This is a genomic window from Nocardia callitridis (assembly GCF_039543305.1).
Lineage (GTDB): Bacteria > Actinomycetota > Actinomycetes > Mycobacteriales > Mycobacteriaceae > Nocardia > Nocardia callitridis.
This window is the reverse complement of the sequence record NZ_BAABJM010000002.1, coordinates 616,929-635,758: the sequence shown is the minus strand read 5'-3', so window position 1 is coordinate 635,758 and position 18,830 is coordinate 616,929. Positions and strand designations below refer to the sequence as shown.

22 protein-coding genes are annotated in these 18,830 nt (G+C 65.8%); 9 read left to right on the top strand and 13 right to left on the bottom strand.

Going from position 1 to position 18,830, the window contains the following annotated elements:
• The first annotated feature begins 7 nt into the window (after positions 1-7).
• Entirely contained in the window at positions 8-475 is a 468-nt protein-coding gene (locus ABEA50_RS11680) for a RidA family protein (RefSeq protein ID WP_345495304.1), read from the top strand.
• A 175-nt stretch (positions 476-650) separates the two neighbouring features.
• On the opposite strand, the gene ABEA50_RS11675 is transcribed toward ABEA50_RS11680, so the two are convergent.
• The 11 genes from ABEA50_RS11675 to ABEA50_RS11625 form a co-directional block, all read right to left on the bottom strand.
• Complete coding sequence (locus tag ABEA50_RS11675; RefSeq protein ID WP_345495303.1) at positions 651-1,469, bottom strand: alpha/beta fold hydrolase; 819 nt, start codon at positions 1,467-1,469, stop codon at positions 651-653.
• A gap of 86 nt (positions 1,470-1,555) precedes the next feature.
• Positions 1,556-2,518 (bottom strand): aromatase/cyclase, encoded by a 963-nt coding sequence (locus ABEA50_RS11670; protein ID WP_345495302.1) that lies wholly within the window; start codon positions 2,516-2,518, stop codon positions 1,556-1,558.
• A 32-nt stretch (positions 2,519-2,550) separates the two neighbouring features.
• A complete protein-coding gene (gene fabG, locus ABEA50_RS11665) occupies positions 2,551-3,336 on the bottom strand; it encodes a 3-oxoacyl-ACP reductase FabG (protein WP_345495301.1) in 786 nt (261 codons plus the stop codon).
• Positions 3,333-3,599 (bottom strand): acyl carrier protein, encoded by a 267-nt coding sequence (locus ABEA50_RS11660; RefSeq protein ID WP_345495300.1) that lies wholly within the window; start codon positions 3,597-3,599, stop codon positions 3,333-3,335. Before ABEA50_RS11660 ends, fabG begins: the two co-directional genes overlap by 4 nt.
• Positions 3,600-3,690: 91 nt before the next feature.
• Positions 3,691-4,149: a hypothetical protein gene (locus ABEA50_RS11655; protein ID WP_345495299.1), complete on the bottom strand. Its 459-nt coding sequence runs from the start codon at positions 4,147-4,149 to the stop codon at positions 3,691-3,693.
• A gap of 230 nt (positions 4,150-4,379) precedes the next feature.
• Positions 4,380-5,090, bottom strand: a complete 711-nt coding sequence (locus tag ABEA50_RS11650; protein ID WP_345495298.1) for a class I SAM-dependent methyltransferase — start codon at positions 5,088-5,090, stop codon at positions 4,380-4,382.
• A gap of 85 nt (positions 5,091-5,175) precedes the next feature.
• Positions 5,176-5,949 (bottom strand): class I SAM-dependent methyltransferase, encoded by a 774-nt coding sequence (locus ABEA50_RS11645; protein WP_345495297.1) that lies wholly within the window; start codon positions 5,947-5,949, stop codon positions 5,176-5,178.
• A 72-nt stretch (positions 5,950-6,021) separates the two neighbouring features.
• On the bottom strand, positions 6,022-7,065 hold the full coding sequence (locus ABEA50_RS11640) for an aldo/keto reductase (RefSeq protein WP_345495296.1): 1,044 nt from the start codon (positions 7,063-7,065) through the stop codon (positions 6,022-6,024).
• Between the two features lie 23 nt (positions 7,066-7,088).
• Positions 7,089-7,667 carry a dTDP-4-dehydrorhamnose 3,5-epimerase family protein gene (locus ABEA50_RS11635; RefSeq protein ID WP_345495295.1) on the bottom strand — a complete coding sequence of 193 codons (579 nt, stop codon included), beginning with the start codon at positions 7,665-7,667 and terminating at the stop codon, positions 7,089-7,091.
• 2 nt (positions 7,668-7,669) lie between these two features.
• On the bottom strand, positions 7,670-8,542 hold the full coding sequence (gene rfbA, locus ABEA50_RS11630; RefSeq protein ID WP_345495294.1) for a glucose-1-phosphate thymidylyltransferase RfbA: 873 nt from the start codon (positions 8,540-8,542) through the stop codon (positions 7,670-7,672).
• Positions 8,539-9,762: a nucleotide disphospho-sugar-binding domain-containing protein gene (locus ABEA50_RS11625; RefSeq protein ID WP_345495293.1), complete on the bottom strand. Its 1,224-nt coding sequence runs from the start codon at positions 9,760-9,762 to the stop codon at positions 8,539-8,541. Before ABEA50_RS11625 ends, rfbA begins: the two co-directional genes overlap by 4 nt.
• A 100-nt stretch (positions 9,763-9,862) precedes the next feature.
• Here ABEA50_RS11625 and ABEA50_RS11620 point away from each other — a divergent pair, with 100 nt between their 5' ends.
• Positions 9,863-10,132, top strand: coding sequence for a hypothetical protein (locus tag ABEA50_RS11620; protein ID WP_345495292.1), 270 nt, complete (start codon positions 9,863-9,865; stop codon positions 10,130-10,132).
• Between the two features lie 47 nt (positions 10,133-10,179).
• Here ABEA50_RS11620 and ABEA50_RS11615 read toward each other — a convergent pair whose 3' ends face one another.
• Positions 10,180-11,103 (bottom strand): NAD-dependent epimerase/dehydratase family protein, encoded by a 924-nt coding sequence (locus ABEA50_RS11615; RefSeq protein WP_345495291.1) that lies wholly within the window; start codon positions 11,101-11,103, stop codon positions 10,180-10,182.
• Between the two features lie 381 nt (positions 11,104-11,484).
• Between ABEA50_RS11615 and ABEA50_RS11610 the strand changes: the two genes are divergently transcribed.
• Together ABEA50_RS11610 and ABEA50_RS11605 are read left to right on the top strand one after the other, a co-directional pair.
• The gene (locus ABEA50_RS11610) at positions 11,485-12,264 is read left to right on the top strand and encodes a cyclase family protein (protein ID WP_345495290.1); all 780 of its coding nucleotides are present in this window, start codon (positions 11,485-11,487) and stop codon (positions 12,262-12,264) included.
• A complete protein-coding gene (locus tag ABEA50_RS11605) occupies positions 12,261-13,400 on the top strand; it encodes an acyltransferase family protein (RefSeq protein WP_345495289.1) in 1,140 nt (379 codons plus the stop codon). The genes ABEA50_RS11610 and ABEA50_RS11605 overlap by 4 nt, the downstream gene beginning before the upstream one ends.
• 186 nt (positions 13,401-13,586) lie before the next feature.
• Here ABEA50_RS11605 and ABEA50_RS11600 read toward each other — a convergent pair whose 3' ends face one another.
• Complete coding sequence (locus ABEA50_RS11600) at positions 13,587-14,387, bottom strand: AfsR/SARP family transcriptional regulator (RefSeq protein ID WP_345495288.1); 801 nt, start codon at positions 14,385-14,387, stop codon at positions 13,587-13,589.
• Positions 14,388-14,950: 563 nt separating this feature from the next.
• Between ABEA50_RS11600 and ABEA50_RS11595 the strand changes: the two genes are divergently transcribed.
• From ABEA50_RS11595 to ABEA50_RS11575, 5 genes are all read left to right on the top strand, one after another.
• The gene (locus ABEA50_RS11595) at positions 14,951-15,751 is read left to right on the top strand and encodes an NAD(P)H-binding protein (protein ID WP_345495287.1); all 801 of its coding nucleotides are present in this window, start codon (positions 14,951-14,953) and stop codon (positions 15,749-15,751) included.
• A 336-nt stretch (positions 15,752-16,087) separates the two neighbouring features.
• Entirely contained in the window at positions 16,088-16,987 is a 900-nt protein-coding gene (locus tag ABEA50_RS11590; protein WP_345495285.1) for an alpha/beta fold hydrolase, read from the top strand.
• Positions 16,988-17,147: 160 nt separating this feature from the next.
• Entirely contained in the window at positions 17,148-17,591 is a 444-nt protein-coding gene (locus ABEA50_RS11585; protein ID WP_345495284.1) for a nuclear transport factor 2 family protein, read from the top strand.
• Between the two features lie 51 nt (positions 17,592-17,642).
• Positions 17,643-18,395 carry an SDR family NAD(P)-dependent oxidoreductase gene (locus ABEA50_RS11580; protein ID WP_345495283.1) on the top strand — a complete coding sequence of 251 codons (753 nt, stop codon included), beginning with the start codon at positions 17,643-17,645 and terminating at the stop codon, positions 18,393-18,395.
• A 77-nt stretch (positions 18,396-18,472) separates the two neighbouring features.
• Positions 18,473-18,826, top strand: coding sequence for an antibiotic biosynthesis monooxygenase family protein (locus tag ABEA50_RS11575; protein ID WP_345495281.1), 354 nt, complete (start codon positions 18,473-18,475; stop codon positions 18,824-18,826).
• Positions 18,827-18,830 lie beyond the last annotated feature (4 nt).

Sequence of the window (18,830 nt, the reverse complement as noted above, 5' to 3'; positions counted from 1 at the left end):
TGCCAGCATGACCGGCGCGCACGCACGCCTCGACGCATTGTCGCTCGAACTTCCGACCCTTGGCGCGCCGCGCTACGCCTACGCGGCCAGCGTGCGGTGGGGGGACACACTCTGGGTCTCCGGGCAGATCTCTCGCACGGCGTCGGGGGAGATTCTGCGAGGCCGCGTCGGCGCGGACGCGACGATCGAGGAGGGGGTCGGTGCCGCCGAGACCTCGGCACTGAACCTCTTGGCGCGCGTGCACGAAGCCGTCGGCTTGGACAATGTCGCACGTGTGGTGAAGCTCAATATCTGGATCGCGAGCGCACCGGATTTCATCGATCAACCCACGGTCGCCGACGGTGCCTCACGTCTGTTGCGCGAGGTTCTCGGCGACGCTGGCGCCCACGCCCGCACCGCGCTGCCCACGCATGTGCTGCCGCAGGGCGCGCTCGTGGAACTCGATGCCGTGATCGGTGTCCGCGAGGGAGTCTGACGCGATCGGGCGGGTTGGTCGGTCTGATCGTGGTCGGCCCGTGATGGGATCGGTGGTTCGGGCGGGTGGGGTCTGGTGCGCACCGATCACCATCGTGGCGCCATGACATCCGGCCACCAGGAGAACCCCGGCCAGACGTTGAGCACGCCATAGCGACCGGCTCACGGTCGCGCGTTCATCTCACGGCTCGCGCGACCAAACACTCGTCGAAGAAGCCGAGCGTGCGCAGATGATAGGACCTGGCCGCCCAGCCGAGGCTGATGTTGTGTCCGGCGCCGAGTTGGTGTTCGACGAGGACTGTCGGTGTGCCGTGGAAGGTGTCGCCGAGCTCGCGGACGGACAGCGCGTCATGGCGCCACAGCGCCTCGTGTTCGGCGAACGTCACGTGCACCGGGACCGTGATTCTCGCCGCGACTTCGGCGAATGTCGCGGTCCAACCGAATGCCTCGATTCGCTCGCTGCGTGGCACTTCACCAAGGATCGACGCGGCGGAGCGAAACGTGCCCGGCGGGTACAGCCGCAGCGCGCCCCAGTGCAAGCGCAGCGCGTCCGGCTGCGCGCAGTCCGCGAAAGCGGTCCCCCACCCTGATATTTCGAGTCCGAGTATATCCATGGCCGCCGAATCGGCGGCCATGGTCATGGCGACCGCGCTACCGAAGGAATGCCCGAGCAGGAAGACGCCCTTGCCGACCGCGTTGTGCGCGCGGAAGTCCCGCAGGGCCACCATCACGGTATGTGCCTGTCGCGAAATACGCTGTCCACCAGGCAGATCCGGCATCGATCGTCGATATCCGGGACGGTCGACGGCCAACATCGTGTATCCGAGTCGCGCCCCCAGTGCGAGGAAGGAAACATCGGGGTGCGCGCGGCCGTCGAAGTAGTGCGCATTCGCACCGGCGCCGTGCAGCGCGACGACCGTCGCGCGCGGGTTCTCGGCCTCGCACAACAGCGCCGAGAGGGTGAGGTCGCCAGCCGCCAAACCGATTCGGCGCACCGAGGTAGCCTCCCGTACGGCGTGCCGAGCCTCGCCAACCGGTGGCGGCTTCGGCGACGTCCGCGCCGAGTCGGTCGTAGCCACGATCACTCGGCGGCGGCGAAACCCGCCCGGTCCTCGGCATAAGCCTTGGCGAGGTCCAGGGTGGCGCTGCTGTTGGTGCTCAGGGCATTTCGCACGTAGTCGCGCGCATCGGCGAGAGTGGCGGTGTCACCGAGGATCGACGTGATGTTCTCGGTGTTCAACACCACGGTATGTCGCGACGACGCGAGGACGCCGTCGCCGACGGGGGTGAAAGTCCAGACACCCGTGTGCAGCGCAAGCAATTTCGGCAGCGTGACCTGCTTGTACACGATTCGATTCGCCGGGAACACCACCCGATACGACATGGTGCGGTGGGTGGATCCGTCCTTGGCCTTGGTATCCATTTCGAGGGTCTGCACCCCCTGTTCGGTGTGCTCGAACCGGACCGACGCGACATGAGGCAGTCGCTCGACCCACCGGTCGGCTTCGTTGACGAAGGCGTACACATCCTCGGCGACGCCGCGCACCAGCACCGAGTCCTCGAAAGAGAACGTCGAGTCCACGGCCGCGACGGTGGATTCGACGTTCTCGCGCAGTGCGGCCAGCTCGGCACGGGAATTGCGGTCGACGGCGGCATCGATCCACGCCAGGGCCTGCGCGTCGTCGTCGACAGCGCGGTAGCCGTGCAGCAGGCGCACTCGCGAATTGCCTTCCTGACCCGGCTCGATGATCCACTCGCCGCGCATCGCGGCGACCGGCGGCGCCGAAACCTCCTGCTGGAAGCGGATCCGGAACCGGTCGGGATCCAGCGTGCGCCGTGAGACCCAACTCTTCGGCTCGCCATTCGCGGTGGCCCAGATCCGAATACGTTCCTCCCGGTCGCCGGTGGACTCCTGATCGACATGGATGGTGGGTGGGAAGATGCGCGGCCAGTTCTCGACCTCCGCGATCAAACGGTAGACGACCTCGGCGGGCGCCGCGATCGTGATCTCGTGCTCGCATTCGTGCTGATCTGCTGTAGACATTGCCGCCTCCCTGGACGGGATGGATGAAGTGGTCAGAAGTTGCCGAGGCCGCCGCACACGTTGAGCGCCTGCGAGGTGATGGACGCGGCGACGTCGGAGACCAGGTAGCCGACCAATCCCGCGACCTCGGCGGGTGTCGAATACCTGCCGAGCGGGATTTTCGACTGGAATCGGGCGAGGATCTGTTCTTCGGTGGTGTCGTAGGCCGCGGCGTAGCCCTGCCGGACCCGTTGCGCCATCGGCGTTTCCACATACCCGGGGCAGACCGCGTTGACTGTGACGCCGGTCGGCGCCAGCTCGTTGCCCAGCGCCTTGGTGAACCCGACCACTCCGTGTTTGGAGGCCGAATAGGGTGCGCCGAGGACGACACCCTGTTTGCCGGCCGTGGACGCGATATTGACGATCCGCCCCCACGGCTTGTCTCGCATTCCGCCGGTGTTGAGCACCTCCCGTGTCATGCGGAACACGCTGTGCAGGTTGGTATCGATGACGTCGAACCACAATTCGTCGGTCACGTCCGCGGTGACGCCACCGCCGCTGCGCCCGGCATTGTTGACCAGTACGTCGACCGAGCCGAAGCGCGCGACCGCGGCGGCGACGAATTCGTGCACCGAGGCGTCCGACCGCACGTCGAGTTCGGTGCCGTCAACGTGCGGATTGCGCTCCCGCAGGGCTTTCACCGTCTGCGCGACGGACTCCGCTGTTCGTGCTCCGATGAAGACTCGATGCCCCTGGGTCGCCAGCTGATCGGCCACCGCGAGGCCGATGCCACTGGTCGCACCGGTGATCAGCGCGACACGTTCGTCCTGCGCGCTCATGCCGCGGTTCCCGTGGCGATCACGTTGTTGACGGCGTCGACGAACGACTGCGGCGTGGTCGCACCGGTCAGGACCGAATCATCAAGGGAGATACCGAATTCGCGTTCGATTCGACCGCCGACCTCCAGCAGCGCCAGCGAGTCGTAGCCGAGATCCTCGAACTCCCGCTCGCTGTCGGTGACGAAGTCGACACCGTCGTCGCCGCCGGCCGCGGCGAGCATGATGCCCTGGAAATCCTCTAGTGTGAGATGCCTGTCGGCCATGGGTAATACCTCTCTGGAGCCAGCTCGGTCATCGAATTCCCTTGCCTCGTGGGCTGTTGCTCGAATGACCGATGCGACGGTGTCCGGTCGGCTACGCGCAGCCGGAAGGAGTGGGGCTGGTCCTGGTCGCCTCGATCGAGGACGGTCCCGAGCTCACCGGGTTGCCGTCGGGATCGGTGACCTGGGTGTCGCCGGAGCTGCTGAACTTGTCGCCGTTTTGGTCGGCGGTGTGCTGTACCGCGACGTAGGCCGCCAATGTGCCGTCCGGGAGGATCACGTCGTGGGTGAGTTCGAAGGTGAACCGGTTATGCCCGGCTTGCTGCCAGGTGCCGGTACCGGTGCCGGAAGCGTCGCCGGGCTGGCCGTAGGTCAGGCAGATCTTGCCCGACTCGGTGAATTGGAACGTCGCCTCGTGCGGTGGGTCCTCGCTCACCTTGACCAGACCCTGCCAAGTGCCGACCGGCAAGAATTCGATGGCTTGTGCCTGTGCCTGTGCGGGCGCCACCGTGGCGGCCAGCACTCCGAGGAGCAGGAGAAGTGTTTTCGTCATGAGGCGATCCTGGGCGCAGCGACTCGCGTCACACTTGAAGTCCTCTGAAGACTGTCTCGAAGCCCGCGAGCACGCGGACGCGTCCAGCGACGACGCGCCGGGACTTGCCGAGCATGGAACCGAAAAACCCACGCCTGTCAGCTATCTGGCGTGCCGGACAGACGTGGGTGTGATTCGAGGGGGCGACCGATAGCCGCACCGGTCGGGCAGCGGCGGTGGTTTCGGGAGGCTCAGGTGCGCTCGGCCACCAAGACCCAGATCGGCAGTCGCATGAACCCGTCGTCATCGAGCCCGGGTCGAAAGCCGGTCTGCGCGAAGGAATCCAACATCGACTCCGAAGCCACCGCCGCGAGGCTGCCCGCGCGAAGGACGGTGATCGACCACTCGGGAGTGCCGAACGCTTCGCGCAACCCGTCCGCATCGATCGCGTACGGTGCGAACGCCGCGCTGAATTCCCCTTCGGCGAATGTGAATTGGATGAGCGTGCCGCCCGTCCTCGTCACTCGCGACAACGCGGCGACGTGTGCCCGGCGCTGCTGCGGCTCCAGGCAGTGGAACAACGCGCTGCTGACAACCGTGTCGAATCGGTCCTCGTAGCCGACGAGTGTCAGGGCGTCGGCGACATCGAACGACGCCGTGATCCGATCGGCCGCCGCGTGCGCACGAGCTTGCTCGATGGCGGTCGGAGCGAGATCCAGTCCGGTCACCCGATATCCACGCTCCGCCAGGTAGATAGCGGAATCACCTGGTCCACAACCGATGTCGAGTACCTCGCCGTGAATGCTGCCGGACCTCTCGAACTCGACCAGTTCGGGCTGTGGTCTGCCGGTTTCCCAGGGCAGCCGGTCCATTGTCGCGTCGCCCGGCGAGAGTGTGTGGTCCTGATAGCTCTGTTCGAAATCGACCATCGCGGGGTCGGTCTGCGGATTTGCGTCAGTCATCTGGTCTCGCCTATCTCTTCGCGCGGGAGAGTGCGTCCCGGTCGTTTCCGGGTTGTCGGGTCGTGCTCGATTCATCCTCGAATGTTCACTCACCCCACTTCAGATAGATCACGGGTTGCTCACGGTGCGGGAGTTGCCGCAACACCACCCGATCCAGGCCGAACGTCTCACGCAGCGCCGCGGTGACACCGGGCCACCGGGGGTGTCCGAGCTCGTCGAACGCCAGGATGCTGCCCTTGGCCAGGTGTGGGCGGATCGCTTCGAGTAATTCGCGAGTCGGCTCGTAGAGATCGAGGTCGAAGAAGGCCATACCGATAATCGTCTCCGGATTCTCCGCCAGATATCGCGGAACCGTCTCCCGGACGTCTCCCTGGATCACGAAGGTTCGCTCGACGTGGGAGACCGCGTCGCCGGACTCGTGCACGGCAAGTACCTCACGCAGATGGTCTACCTCACGGGGTGGGACAGCGAACCTGCCGACGGCCGCGCTCGGACTCACCTGGTCGATGTCGGAGAGGTCGGGAAATCCGGTGAAGGTATCGAAGCCGATGATCCTGCGGAAGCAGTTGTAGGGCTCGTACAGGCTACGCAGTGCGGAGAGAATCGCGAGATGACGTCCGTGGAGGACGCCGAATTCCATGATCACGCCGGGTAACTCGGGGAGCAGGCGATAGAGGGCGTCCATGGTCAGCAGATCCGCGAGCTGGTGGCGCCGAAGGTACACCGGAAGATTGTCGATCAGATACACCGGCGGTATCGGTGTCTCGATGAGCAGCTCTGTGAGCCGTTCACGCACCTGCTTCTCCTGCGGGGACTCGTGCGGCAGCCGCCGAGGGTTCGTGTGGGTGGGCTCTGTCATGCGGATTCCTTTCCCGATGTAGCAGCGCCCCTCCTACCGAAAGGCGCACAGGCGATGGAAGGGCGACGGCGATCAGGAAATCCAGGCCTCCGGGGCGGGCCCGCCCCGGCCCGTCGGCGGGAACAAGGTGTCGAGGCCGGACAGCTCTGCCTCCGACAAGGGGGCGTCGAGTGCGGCCAGCGCGCCGTCGACGTGCTCGATCGTTCGAGGTCCGATGACCGCGGCGGTGACCTCGGGGCGGGCGAGGACCCACGCCAGCCCGACCTGGGCGGGGTCACGTCCGATCTGGTCGCAGAACCGTTCGTATCGCACGATGGTGTCGCGCCGGTGATGCATCGCCGTGAGCGCGCGGCCCTGCGCCGACTTCACGGCGGTCCCCTCGGCGAGCTTGCGCACCGCGCCGCTGAGTAGTCCGCCGTGCAGTGGTGACCACGCGAGCACAGCGATGCCGTAGGCGTGCGCCGCCGGGAGCACCTCCGATTCGGCGAACCGTGTGGTCAGGTTGTAGAGGCACTGCTCGGAAGCCAGTCCGAGGAAGTGGCGCGCTCGGGCGGACTCCTGTGCCGCCGCGAGGTGCCAGCCCGCGAAGTTGGAGGATCCGACGTAACGCACTTTCCCCTGCCCGACAAGCAGCTCCATGGCCTGCCACACCTCCTCCCAGCCGACGGTGCGGTCCACTCGATGCATCTGGTAAAGATCGATCCATTCGGTGCGCATGCGCCGCAGTGAGGCCTCGCACTCGGCGATGATGTGTCGCGCGGACAGGCCACGGTCGTTGGGTCCCGATGCCATCTCGTTGCCGACTTTGGTCGCGAGCACGATCCCGTCACGACTACCGGATCGGGAACGCAACCATCGGCCGATGGCTTCTTCGGTGTATCCCTTGTGCACGCGCCAGCCGTACAGATTCGCGGTGTCGAAGAGGTTGATGCCGTGCGCGACGGCGTAGTCCATGAGCCGGTGAGCTTCCGGTTCCTGCACGCGCCCACCAAAGTTCACCGTCCCGAACGCGAGTCGGCTGACCCGTAGGCCGGTGCGACCCAGCTGCGTATAGAACGGGTTTTCGGTGCGCATGGCGTCGACGGGTGGTCGGCCGTGCTGCTCGGTGTGTTCCATGAATCATTCGTCCTCGGTGGCGGTCACGCGACACCGCGACGCGCGACGGCCGTCTCGCGCAGACGAGGTGCCTCGGCATCCTTGGGGGAGCGCAGCAGGTGCAGTGCCCGTCCTTCGCGGTCGGCAGTCGGCCAGGCGATGCCGATGTCCGGATCCAAAGCGTCCACCGCGTGGTCGAATTCGGGGCTGTACTCCAACGAACACAGATAGGTCACCGTCGAGTCGTCGGCCAAGGAAAGCAGTGCGTGGCCCAGCCCCTCGGACAGAAAGACCCAGCGCCGGTCGACATCATCGATGATGATGCTGTCCCAGGCGCCGAAGGTCGGCGAATCCGGTCGAAGGTCCACGACCACGTCCACGAACGCACCACGCGTGCAGGTCACGTATTTCGCCTGTCCCGGTGGATCTTCGGTGTAGTGGATACCGCGCAGCACCCCGGCGGCCGAGGTCGAGCTGTTGATCTGGAGTAGGTCGAACGGCCGCCCCACCACCTGCTCGAATTCCGACGCCTTGAACATCTCGGCGAAACCGCCTCGGGGGTCGACACGCACGGTCGGGGTGAACTCCCACGCACCGGGTATCGCCAATTCTCGAACCCGCATTGTTACCAATCCCTTCCGTGTTCGAGAAGTCCGAGCAGGTACCGGCCGTAGCCGGAGCGCACCAGCGGGTCGGCCAACCGGCACAGCTGCTCGTCGTCGATGAACCCCATCCGCCAGGCCACCTCCTCTGGCACGCTGATTTTCAGGCCTTGGCGCTCCCCGATGGTGCGGACATAATTGGCGGCGTCGAGCAGCGAGTCGAAGGTGCCGGTGTCCAGCCACGCGGTGCCACGGGCGAGCACGTCGACGCGCAGTCGGTCCTGTTCGAGGTAGGTCCGGTTGATGTCGGTGATCTCGTATTCGCCACGATCGGAGGGGCGCAGGCCGCGCGCGATCTCGACCACGTCGTTGTCGTAGAAGTACAGGCCGGGGATCGCGTAATGGGAACGCGGCACCTTGGGCTTCTCCTCGATCGATACCGCACGGCCCTCGGCGAATTCGATCACGCCGTAGGCAGTGGGGTCCGAGACCCAGTACGCGAACACGGCCGCACCGTCGAGACCGTGGAACCGGCGCAACCGGGTGCCGAGCTCGGGACCGTGAAAGATGTTGTCGCCCAATACCAGCGCGACCGATCCCGCACCGATGTGCTCGGCGCCGAGCACGAACGCGCTGGCCAATCCGTCCGGCTTCGGTTGCACCACGTAGTCGATGGCCAGCCCGAATTGCGAACCGTCACCCAGCAGTCGCCGGAAGCCCTCGGCATCCTCCGGTGTCGTGATCACGAGGATGTCGCGAATGTCGGCCAACATCAAGGTCGACAACGGGTAATACACCATCGGCTTGTCGTATACCGGGACCAGTTGCTTGCTGACGCCTCGGGTGATCGGATGCAGCCGAGAACCGGCGCCACCCGCCAGGATTATGCCCTTCACGTTCGGCGTCCCTGTCCGCTCGACTGCGGGGCGAGCGCGTGCTCGGCGACGAGGCGTTCGAGCCGCTCGACCACCTCGAACGGTGTCGGCCGGGCCCGCATATCGGCGCGCAGTTCGTTGGCGGCAGTGCGAAATTCGGTCCCGAGCAGCCGTCGGACGGCGGTATCGATCTCGCTGTCGGTGACGTCGGCGCCCGGCAGATGCAGCCCGGATCCGCTTTCCTGTACCCGCTGACCATGGATCGACTCGTCCGGCATATGCGAGATGACCAGTTGCGGCACACCGTTGACGAGCGAGGTCAGCACGGTGCCCGCACCGCCTCCGCCGACGAGCACCGAGCAGGTCGAGACCAGGGCGTCCAGCGGAACCGGGCCGAGGTGCACGACGTTGTCGGGCACCTCGTCGAACAGCTCACGCTGGTCGTCGGTGACGGCCACAGCGACTTCTACGTCGTGGTGAGCGAGCGCGGCGACCACCCGTGGCGCGAGCACCATGTGGTCGAAGCCGAGCGCGGACTTCGAAGTGCCCCAGGTGATTGCGACCCGTGGGCGCCGAGGCGGCTGCCACAACCACGGGTCCAGCACCGTGGGGCCGTTGTAGGGAATGAATCGAATCGGGTCACGGCCTCGGTCGTCGGCGATCTGCAACCGTGCGGGTGCGGGATCGAGTGTGTGCGTGCCGTTCACCCCGATCCGTGTCACACCGAAGGGTTGCGCGAGCTCGCCGACGATATCGTGCTCGAATTCCCCGATACGCGCGGTGAAGTCGATACTCCACAGGTGGCGGACCGTGGGCACACCGAGCAACGTGCCGATCAGGGGTCCGACGATTCCGGTCGGCTCGAAGACGACCAGGTCGGGGCGCCAACGCTCGGCAAAGGCCACTGCGTCGGCGGCCTGGGCCTTCGCCGCGGCCGCTGCGAGCCCGAACCCGATCATCAATCGCTGCTTTTCCTGCTCGGCGGCGATCGCCGGGTCGGTACTGAGTACCTCTGTCTCGGGTTTCCATGCGCGCCTGGCGGATTCGTCGCGCAGCGCCGTGAAGGAATCGAAGTGCGGACCCGCGGCGAGCGCGGGTAGTCCGGCGCCGAGCACGGTATCGACCATGTCAGGGCTGCTCACGACCACGACGTCGTGTCCGAGGGCGCGCAGCGCCCAGCCCAGTGGCACCAGCGGGCGCAGATGACCCGGCACGTTCCACGTTGCGATCAGGACGCGCATTCTCTTCGTCTCCCCTCTACCGGTTCGCGGCGGGCAGGTGTCGTGCGCACAGTCTCGTGTGGTGCGCTAGAAGATCACTCCAGCGGTGCTCGGTGCGGCGGTGATCGTGCAGGTCGAGGGCCGCTGGATCGGCGCTCCGGTCGTCCTCGACCACGGCGACGAGCATCGTTGTACCGCTGGCGGAGTGGAGGATTCGCGTGACGTGGACAGCCGTGTCGCCGCCACCGAGTGCTTGACCGGACGGCAGGGCGCGGGGCGTGGTGTCGCGCCGTTCGACGGTGGATGCGCGCTGGCGGTACGGCAAGTGACGGCGGGAACGGAAAAGTCGATTTCTGACCACTCCGGGGCCGTCACTGATCCGACCCTGTGAGTCCGACTCAACCGGCGCTCTGGCCTGCGCGCACGTGGGGCGGCGCGCTACCGGAAGGTCAGCCAGTAGTCGTGCAGTGCTTGCTCGACGTTGCGGGTGGCGCGCCAGCCGAGGGTGCGTTCGGCGGTATCGGTCGCCACTTCCAGCCAGGGCGCGCTGGCCCCGCTGGCCCCGAGCGCGCCGGACGCCGTGGCCGTTTCGACGATATCGACGGGTACCGCGCTGATCTCGGCCAAGCGGTGAACCAACTGCCGTACCGAGACTGCCTGTCCGTAACCGATATTCACGACGTCGGGGACGGTGGGTGGGCGCGCCGCCGCGTGTACCGCGTCACCGAGGTCGCGCACGTCGATGAAATCGCGGTATCCCCCTAACGTCGACAACTCGATACGCGCCCGACCGGCGGCAAGAGCGGTGCCGACTTTGCCGATCAGGGTGCCGTGATGCACACCGGGCCCGAGGCTGTTGGTCACGCGCAGCACGATCCCGTCGACGGCGCCGAGTTCCTTGCTTGCCCGCACGGCCGTGGTGGCCGCCAACTTCATTCGACCGTAGGGAGATCGGGGCTCGGTGGGCGCCGACTCATCGACCTGGCCGGACGTGGGAAGTGGGCCGTACTCCATGATGCTGCCCAGGTGGACGTAACGAGCGCGCAGGTCGGGCAGGGCCGCCAACGCGACCAGCGTGGTTTCGGTGAGAGTGACAAGCGACCGATACATCTGTGGTTCATCCATGCCCCAGTACGATCCGGCCGCGTTGACCACCAGGGTGGGGCTGAATCGGCGCAGCAGCTCGAGCAATGGTCGCGGGTCTTCGGTGGCGAGTTCGAGCGAAACATGGTCGATGCCAGCCTTACTCGGTCCGCGTGACACCGAGATGACGCGATAGCCGCCGCCGCGCAGCGCCGCGACGACGTGCGTGCCGACGGAACCCGTCCCGCCGAGCACGAGAGCGGTGGCTTGCCCGATCATCACAACTCCCACTGGACCCGAGTGCGTCGGCGACATCCGTGCGCAGCGGGCTCGTCCTCGATGGTGAAACAGCCCCGGCCGCACCGGTGCTCGGTGGCGCGTGCCGCCACCGACTGCCTCCCGACAGTCTCCGGCTCGATATTCGAAAACCGCTAGGACATGAATGGAGGCCGACGACCGGCCCGCGCGTCTCGAGACGAAATTCGGCCACCCCTGAACGGACGTCACGACCAACGAATCCTGGCTTCTCCCGAACCTCCACCGAAGTTCGAGGCCCCGCGACGACCCTCGATGATGCACGACTAATCGAACAGCGACGTGCGGGCTCGGCCCCGCTGTGCGCGCCGTCCCTGCGACGGATCGAACCGTCCAGGAGGGCGAATGCACATCATCGACCTGTCATCGCCCGTGGATAGCGAGCAGTACGAATCGGACCCGGTGGAGCACACGGTGCTCACTCCGGCGGAGGGCGCTCGGCACATGAGTGCGGAAATGGCCGCGCACTTCGGGCTCGGCTTCGACGTGAACGACCTGCCCGACGGCGAATTCCTGTCGTTGGACCGGCTGAGTCTGACCACGCACACCGGCACGCACGTGGATGCCCCATCGCACTACGGGACGCGAGCCTCCTACCGGGAGGGCGGTCCTCGGCACATCGATGAGATGCCGCTGGACTGGTTTCACCGTCCTGGCCTCGTACTCGATCTGTCGGACGCGCCGACCGGTGCCGTCGGAAGAGAAGTGCTGGAACGGGAATTCGCGCGGATCGCCACATTGCCCGAACCGATGGACATCGTGCTATTGCACACCGGTGCGCAGCGACACCGGGGCACACCGAAGTACTTCACGGACTTCGCCGGGCTGGACGGGGCGGCGACGAACTACTTGCTGGATCTGGGGGTGAAAGTGATCGGCACGGACGCGTTCAGCCTCGACGCACCCTTCACCGACATCATCGACCGGTATCAACGCTCGCGCGACCCCTCGGTTCTCTGGCCGGCGCACTTCGCGGGCCGCGACCGTGAGTACTGTCAGGTCGAGCGGCTGGCGAACCTGGAACTGCTTCCGCCACAGGGGTTTACCGTCGTCTGCTTTCCGGTCAAGGTGGCGCGGGCAGGGGCGGGGTGGGCCCGTGCGGTGGCATTGGTGGACGAGCGGTGAGCGGGGACGAGGCAGCGGCCGGGTCGAGGACAAGGCTGCCGTCGCTGACCGGATTGCGTTGGATCGCCGCGCTGATGGTCTTCGCGACGCACGCCGCGTTCCAGCCCGGCCTGTTGCCCCCCGGCGACGTTTCGATGGCATTCATGGACGTGGTGAAGATGGGCGGCTACGTCGGTGTCGGGTTCTTCTTCGTGCTCAGCGGGTTCGTGCTCACGTGGTCGGCGCGCGAGCATGATCGCCCGACGCGGTTCTGGCGGCGGCGCTTGTTCAAGATCTACCCGAACCACCTCGTCACATTCCTGCTCGCGATCGGGCTCATGCTGTCGAGCGGTCGGGAGATCGTCGGCAGCGTGCGACAACTGTTGTTGTTGCACGCGTGGTGGCCCGACCTCGACGTGGCTTTCGGCGTGAACGACGTCAGTTGGTCGTTGTCGGTGGAGGCGCTGTTCTATCTGTCGTTTCCGTTGCTGATCGTGCTGGTGCGCCGGATCAGGGCGGAGCGACTGTGGTGGTGGGCGGGCGCGATCATGGCCGCGGTCTTGCTGATGCCCGTGTTCGCGAAGCTGTTGCCCGCACAGCCTCAGGTGTGGTGGGAGGCCATACCCGAGTACGAATACTGGTTCGTCTACGTGTTCCCGCCGGTGCGCGCGCTGGACTTCGTGCTGGGCATGGTGATGGCGCGGATCGTCATGACGGGAAAATGGCCGAGGGTGCGACCGCTCTGGGCGGGGCTGGTGTTCGTCGCCGGGTATGTGGCCGCGTCGTCGCTGCCGACCACGTTCGCGATCGTCGCGGCGACCATCCTGCCGCTGGCGTTGCTCATTCCCGCGGTGGCCACCACCGACGTCGAGGGCGGGCGATCGTGGCTCGCCAGTCGTCCGATGGTGTGGCTCGGCGACATCTCATTCGCGTTCTACCTCTTGCACGAACTGGTCCTCTACACCATGTATCGCCTCTACGGCAACGAATTTCAGCCGAACCTCCTGCAATCGATCGGACTGTGGGTGGTGGGTCTGGGCGGGACGGTGCTGCTGGCGTGGGGGCTGCACCGGCTCGTGGAAGTTCCGATGCAGCGCCGGTTCTCAGGTTCACGCACGCGAATGGCGCCGCCGCAGCCTCGGCCTGCGCCGTCTTGACCAGCGCTCGCACATTTCTATGTGCGAACACCCCCTGAGCTTCGATAGAGTGTCCGAGAGAGCCACCAAGGATTCGCTCGGGGACGTATTCGCTTTCGTGACAACGATATTGGAGAACCAGATGATTCTCGTGGCCGATGCCGACGGTGGGGTCGTGCACGGCGTGGTCGGCGAGCCCGGCGACAACTACGGTCGCACGTCGGCGTGCGCGGTGGAGACGTTGCGGACCGGGGAGTGCGCGATGCGCAGCGCGGCAGGGGCGCCGCGGCCGGCTAACATCGCGGGGCGGGCGGTGAGGGTGAGGATTCGGGCGTCGTCGTCGACACCGAGGATCGCGGAATACAGTTCCTGCAGGCCACGCTCCGGATCCAACCCCAGTTCGTCGACCAGGGCGACGCGCAAGCGGTGGAACACTTGCAGTGCCTGCGCCCGCCGCCCGCTCAGGTGCAGCGCCCGCATGTACTGCGCGTGCAACCGTTCATTGAGGGGGTATTCAGCGCACAACGCGGCGAGCCGAGACAGGACTTCCCGGTACCGACCGAGGCGAAGTTCACCGTCGAGCATGTACTCGATGGTGACGAGCCTCGATTCCGACAGTTGCAGCGCCTTGGACGCCAGCACCCGCCCCGTGGCGATGTCCACGAGCGCGGGACCACGCCACGTGCGAAGGGCTGCGTCGAGGTCGGCGATTCCTTCTTCGTCGTTTCCGCCGGCCAGTGCGGCCAGTCCGGAATCGACGAGGGCATCGTAGCGATGCATATCGAGAGCGTTCGGTTCGACGTGCAGCAGATATCCGCCGGGGCGTGTCATCAGGATCTGCTTGGTGACTTCCGTCGGGGACAGGCCGGTGACGCCCGCGAAGTATTTGCGCAAATTGAGCACGTACGTCTGCAGTGTGGTGAGCCCGCTCGCCGGCGGAAGCTCATCCCAGAGGTCGGTGACAAGCGAGGACACCGGTACCACTTGGTCGGAGTGGATCAGCAGCATCGCCAATACGGTGCGTAGTTTCGGAGCACTGGGGACATTTGATTTACCTTGATGCTCTATCGAAAGTGGACCGAGCACGCCAAATTCCATACTTCCCCCAAACACTGAATATCGGCGCTCTTCACGGCGGCGCCTCTTGCCTGGAACATCGAAAATGAGGATCCAATGACCCTCGCATGGATCTTGCTGCCTCCCCGGATCAGACTCTGACCGATATGTCCCGTACGATATACCGGCTTTCATGCCTACGTCAATGTATGAATCTGTCGCGAACCACCCTGTGTGCGTTGGTGTTTCGTGCCTGTATACAAATACTTTGAGGTCTTGACTAATCGAAAATAACCCATCTGTGGGGGTGCCTACGCATCAGTGTCGGGCGCGACGGTGAACGCGGTCGGACGCTGTGGATCGGGTGGTCGGAGCATCAGGACAACTGATAAGAGAGATGGATCAGGAAAATGTGGCAAGACGCTGCGGTCGGTGACCGAGTAGGACAGGTTCGTGTCCGCCACACGACAGATTTCTATGTGCGCGATGGTCACTGATCTGTCTAGCCTGGGGGCATGAAAATACTCGTTACAGGAGCTACTGGAAATATCGGCCGCAAGGTGGTGGATCATCTTGTGAACCTGGGTGCCGATGACATTCGTGCGCTGTCGAACCATCCGGAACGCACCGCGTTCCCACCCGAAGTAGAGGTAGTCAAGGGCTACCTCAAACGGCCTTCCTCATTGCCCGCCGCATTCGAAGGTGTCGACCGGGTGTATCTCGCACCCTCGCTCGAAACCATCACCGACGTAGTCGATCTGGTGAGTCGAGCGGGCATTCCGCACGTCGTCGACCTGTCCGGCGACGAGAACACCAATTGGCACCCCATCGCACAGGCGGTCGAAAAGTCGGATGTCGGCTGGACACACCTGTGGACGGGTGAATTCATGGAGAACTCCACCGACTGGGCCGAGCAGATTCGCACGACCGGCGCCGTGCGCGAACCGTACCCGGATTCGGGGAACGCTCCCATCGCCATGGACGATATCGCCCGGGTCGCCGCGAACATCCTGGTCAGCGAAGGGCACCTCGGCAAGACCTACAACCTGACCGGCCCCGAAACCATTACCAGGGCACAGCGTCTCCAGTATCTGGCAGACGCGATCGGCCGCGAACTGGAATTCGTGACGGTGCCACCCGAGGAGCTCATCGCGCTGCTGGAGCCCGCGATGGGCGACTACGCGGGCTACTTCGTGAACGGCCTTGCCACCAGGGTCGATCAGCCGCAGCTCGCGACGACGACGGTGGCCGACCTCACCGGCCACGCCACCACCTTCAAGGCATGGGCCACGGCGAACGCCGACCTGTTCCGTTGAGCCGAGTGGTCGGCACGCGGTAGCCGGAAAAGATCCGCTCGCCGCGTTTGCGAGCGGTGGCAGCGCCGGGCGGGGATCCGGGACATACACCCGGGTCCCCGCACACGCGAAGAGTGATGCTCGCCAGTGTGCTCCCGCATGCCGGGAACACGTTGCACCAGTGCGTAATTCAGATATTGCCGCGCCGTTGACAGCCGCGTGCCAGCGCGCGGTACCGGCCCCATCGAAGTTCGAGTGTGTTTCGAGCCGCCCCGCTAGCCCTGTGCGGCAAGGTGGGGCCGAGTCACACGACGACTTCGGCTGAGTCGGGCACATCAGATAGGAAGCGTGAATTCCATGGCAGAACGCGTCGTCTCCACAGCTGACCTCCGCCTGTGGACCGAAGATTTCGGCGACCCGAGCGACCCTCCGCTGCTCCTGCTCGGCGCGCACAGCTCGCGAGGCTGGCCCGACGAATTCGTGGCAGCGCTCGCGGCGAAGGGACTGCACGTCATCCGGTACGACCACCGCGACACCGGGCGGACGGTTTCCCTCCGTGCGGATCCCCAGCCGTACACCTTCTATGAGCTGGCCTCCGACGCGATGGCGGTCTTGGACGGCTGGGAGATCGACCGCGTCCACCTGGTCTGCTTCGCGCTGGGTGCGGCGACCGGACAGCTCATCGCACTCGACTATCCCGACCGTCTGCGCAGCTTGACGATGACCGGCGCGGCCGCGCTGACCGTGGACTTCTTCACCAGCTGCGACTGTGCCTACAACGGGGCACCGACCCCGAGCGGGTTGCCCGCGCCCCGTCGGGAGGTGCTCGACCTGATCATGCAACCGCCGATCCTCGACGACGTCGAGGCCGAGTTGGACCGCCGGGTCGAGTTGGCGCGCGCGATGTCGGGCTCCGCGCTGCCGTTCGACCCTGGCGAGTTCCGGCGCTGGGAGCAGCGGGAAATCGCGCACTCCGGAATCGCGGGACTCAACCAGCCGAAGATCAGCGAGACCGCCGATATCACCGATCGCGGTGGCGAACTGGCGAATGTGCACACGCCGACGTTGGTGATCCAGGGGCCGCTGGACCCGGTCCACCAACCGCCGCACGGCGCGTTCCTCGCCGAATCCATCCCGGGCGCCGAGTTGCTCGAAATCCCTGGCCTCGGCCACAGCTTCCCGACCGCGGTGCACTCGGCGCTGGCCGCGGCGATCGCGACGCATGTTCTTCGCGCCGAACCGGTGGCCGCCGCCTGACACGCGCCTGGAGGGGCCCGCGCACCGGATCGGGGCGCGGGTCCCTCCGGTGTCCGTCTGATCCCAGCCGCCGCACAGGGAGGCCCGAGGGCTTCTCCAGCGGACTTCGACCGGGTACCGCCAGGTTTGAGGAATCAATCCAGTCGAGAGGCGGTAGACCGTGAACGCAGCGGTAGGGGAGAAGACATACGAACAGGTCTGCGCCGAGGTGGTGCGGTTCTACGCCCGCCACGTCCAGTTGATGGACGAGGGACGCGCCGAGGAGACCGCCGCCACCTTCACCGAAGACGGCACCATGGTTTCGCCGCCAAAGATCAGCACGCCGATCGTGGGGCGCACGACGCTGGCAGCCGGACTGCGGGCCAACGCGGACCAGTTGTCCGCCGACGGTATTCGATACCGCCGCTGCTACAGCACGATCCTGGTCGAGGTGCGCGCCGACGGATCGATCTTCGCCAAGTCCTACGTGCAGGTGGTCAGGACCGAGCGCGGCAAAGGGTCGTACCTGCACGCGATGTGCGTGTGTGAGGACGTGCTCGTGCGCGTCGACGGTGAACTACTGGTCGCCGAACGCGTGGTCACTCGAGACGACGAAATAGTCTGAGCATCAGCGGATCTCGACCGCGCTGCGAGTGCGCGAACCTAACTTCGGGGCATGACCTCCAAGCAGAGACGCGGCGTGATCATCACCGGCGGCGGGACCGGAATCGGAAGGGCGCTCGCCCACAGCTACGCAGAGGATTGCGACGTGCTCGTGGTGGGGCGCACGGAGTCCACCCTGCGCGCGACGGCGGCGGGGCGCGACAACATTCGCGTACTCGCGGCCGATCTGACCGAAGCGGGTGCCGCCGAACACGTCGTCGAGACGGCGCTGCGGATCTTCGCACGCGTCGATGTTCTCGTCAACAACGCGGGAACGGCCGCCCCGGCCGCACTCGTGGACGTCGAACGGGCCGCCGCCGAGACCCAGGTGGCGGTCAATCTCCTCGCGCCGGTTTTTCTCACCCGTGCGGCACTCGACGCGCTCGCCGAAACCCACGGCACGGTGCTGAATATCAGCAGTTCGGGGGCCTCCGGTGGACGCGCGTGGCCCGGATTCTCGGTGTATGGCGCAACCAAGGTCGCGCTCGAATTCCTGACCAGGACATGGTCGGTCGAACTGGCACCGAGGGGGATTCGGGTCGTGGCGATCGCGGCGGGCGTCGTCGCCTCCGGGATGGGCGTTCGGATGGGCTCCACGCCGGAGCAGTACCGCGCCTTCCTTTCCGATACAGCGACGAGAACGCCTGCCGGTCGCGTCGGGAAGCCGGAGGAAATCGCCTGGTGGGCAAGGCAATTGACCGCGCATGAAGCCGAGTTCGCTACCGGCTCGATCGCCGTTGTAGACGGGGGTTTGAGCCTGTTGTGAGTCGAGAATCTAGCCGGGTACGAGGCGCGGGGCGCACCGTTGACGACACCAGGAAAACGATCTCAGGAGCAGCACCGATGACCGCTACGGCCCAGAACGCCAAGGACCGCTACGACGCCACCGACAAGGGCATCGTGACTTTCGTCAACACCTTCACCGTGACCGGCGACCCGCAGGAGTTCGAGCGGGTGTTCGCCGACATCTCGGAGTTCATGGCCGCACAGCCCGGCTTCGTCCAGTTCACCTTGTCTAAGCACACAGATGCCTCGCGTGCCGACGAATACGTGAACATCGCGCTGTGGACCGACGTCCAGTCGTGGCGGGACGCCATCGCGGCACCCGGATTCGCCGACCACGCCAAGGAGATCCGGGCACGCGCGACCAACGTCGCCAACCTCTATGAGCCGAGGCTGGAGTTCATCAAGGCCTGACGCG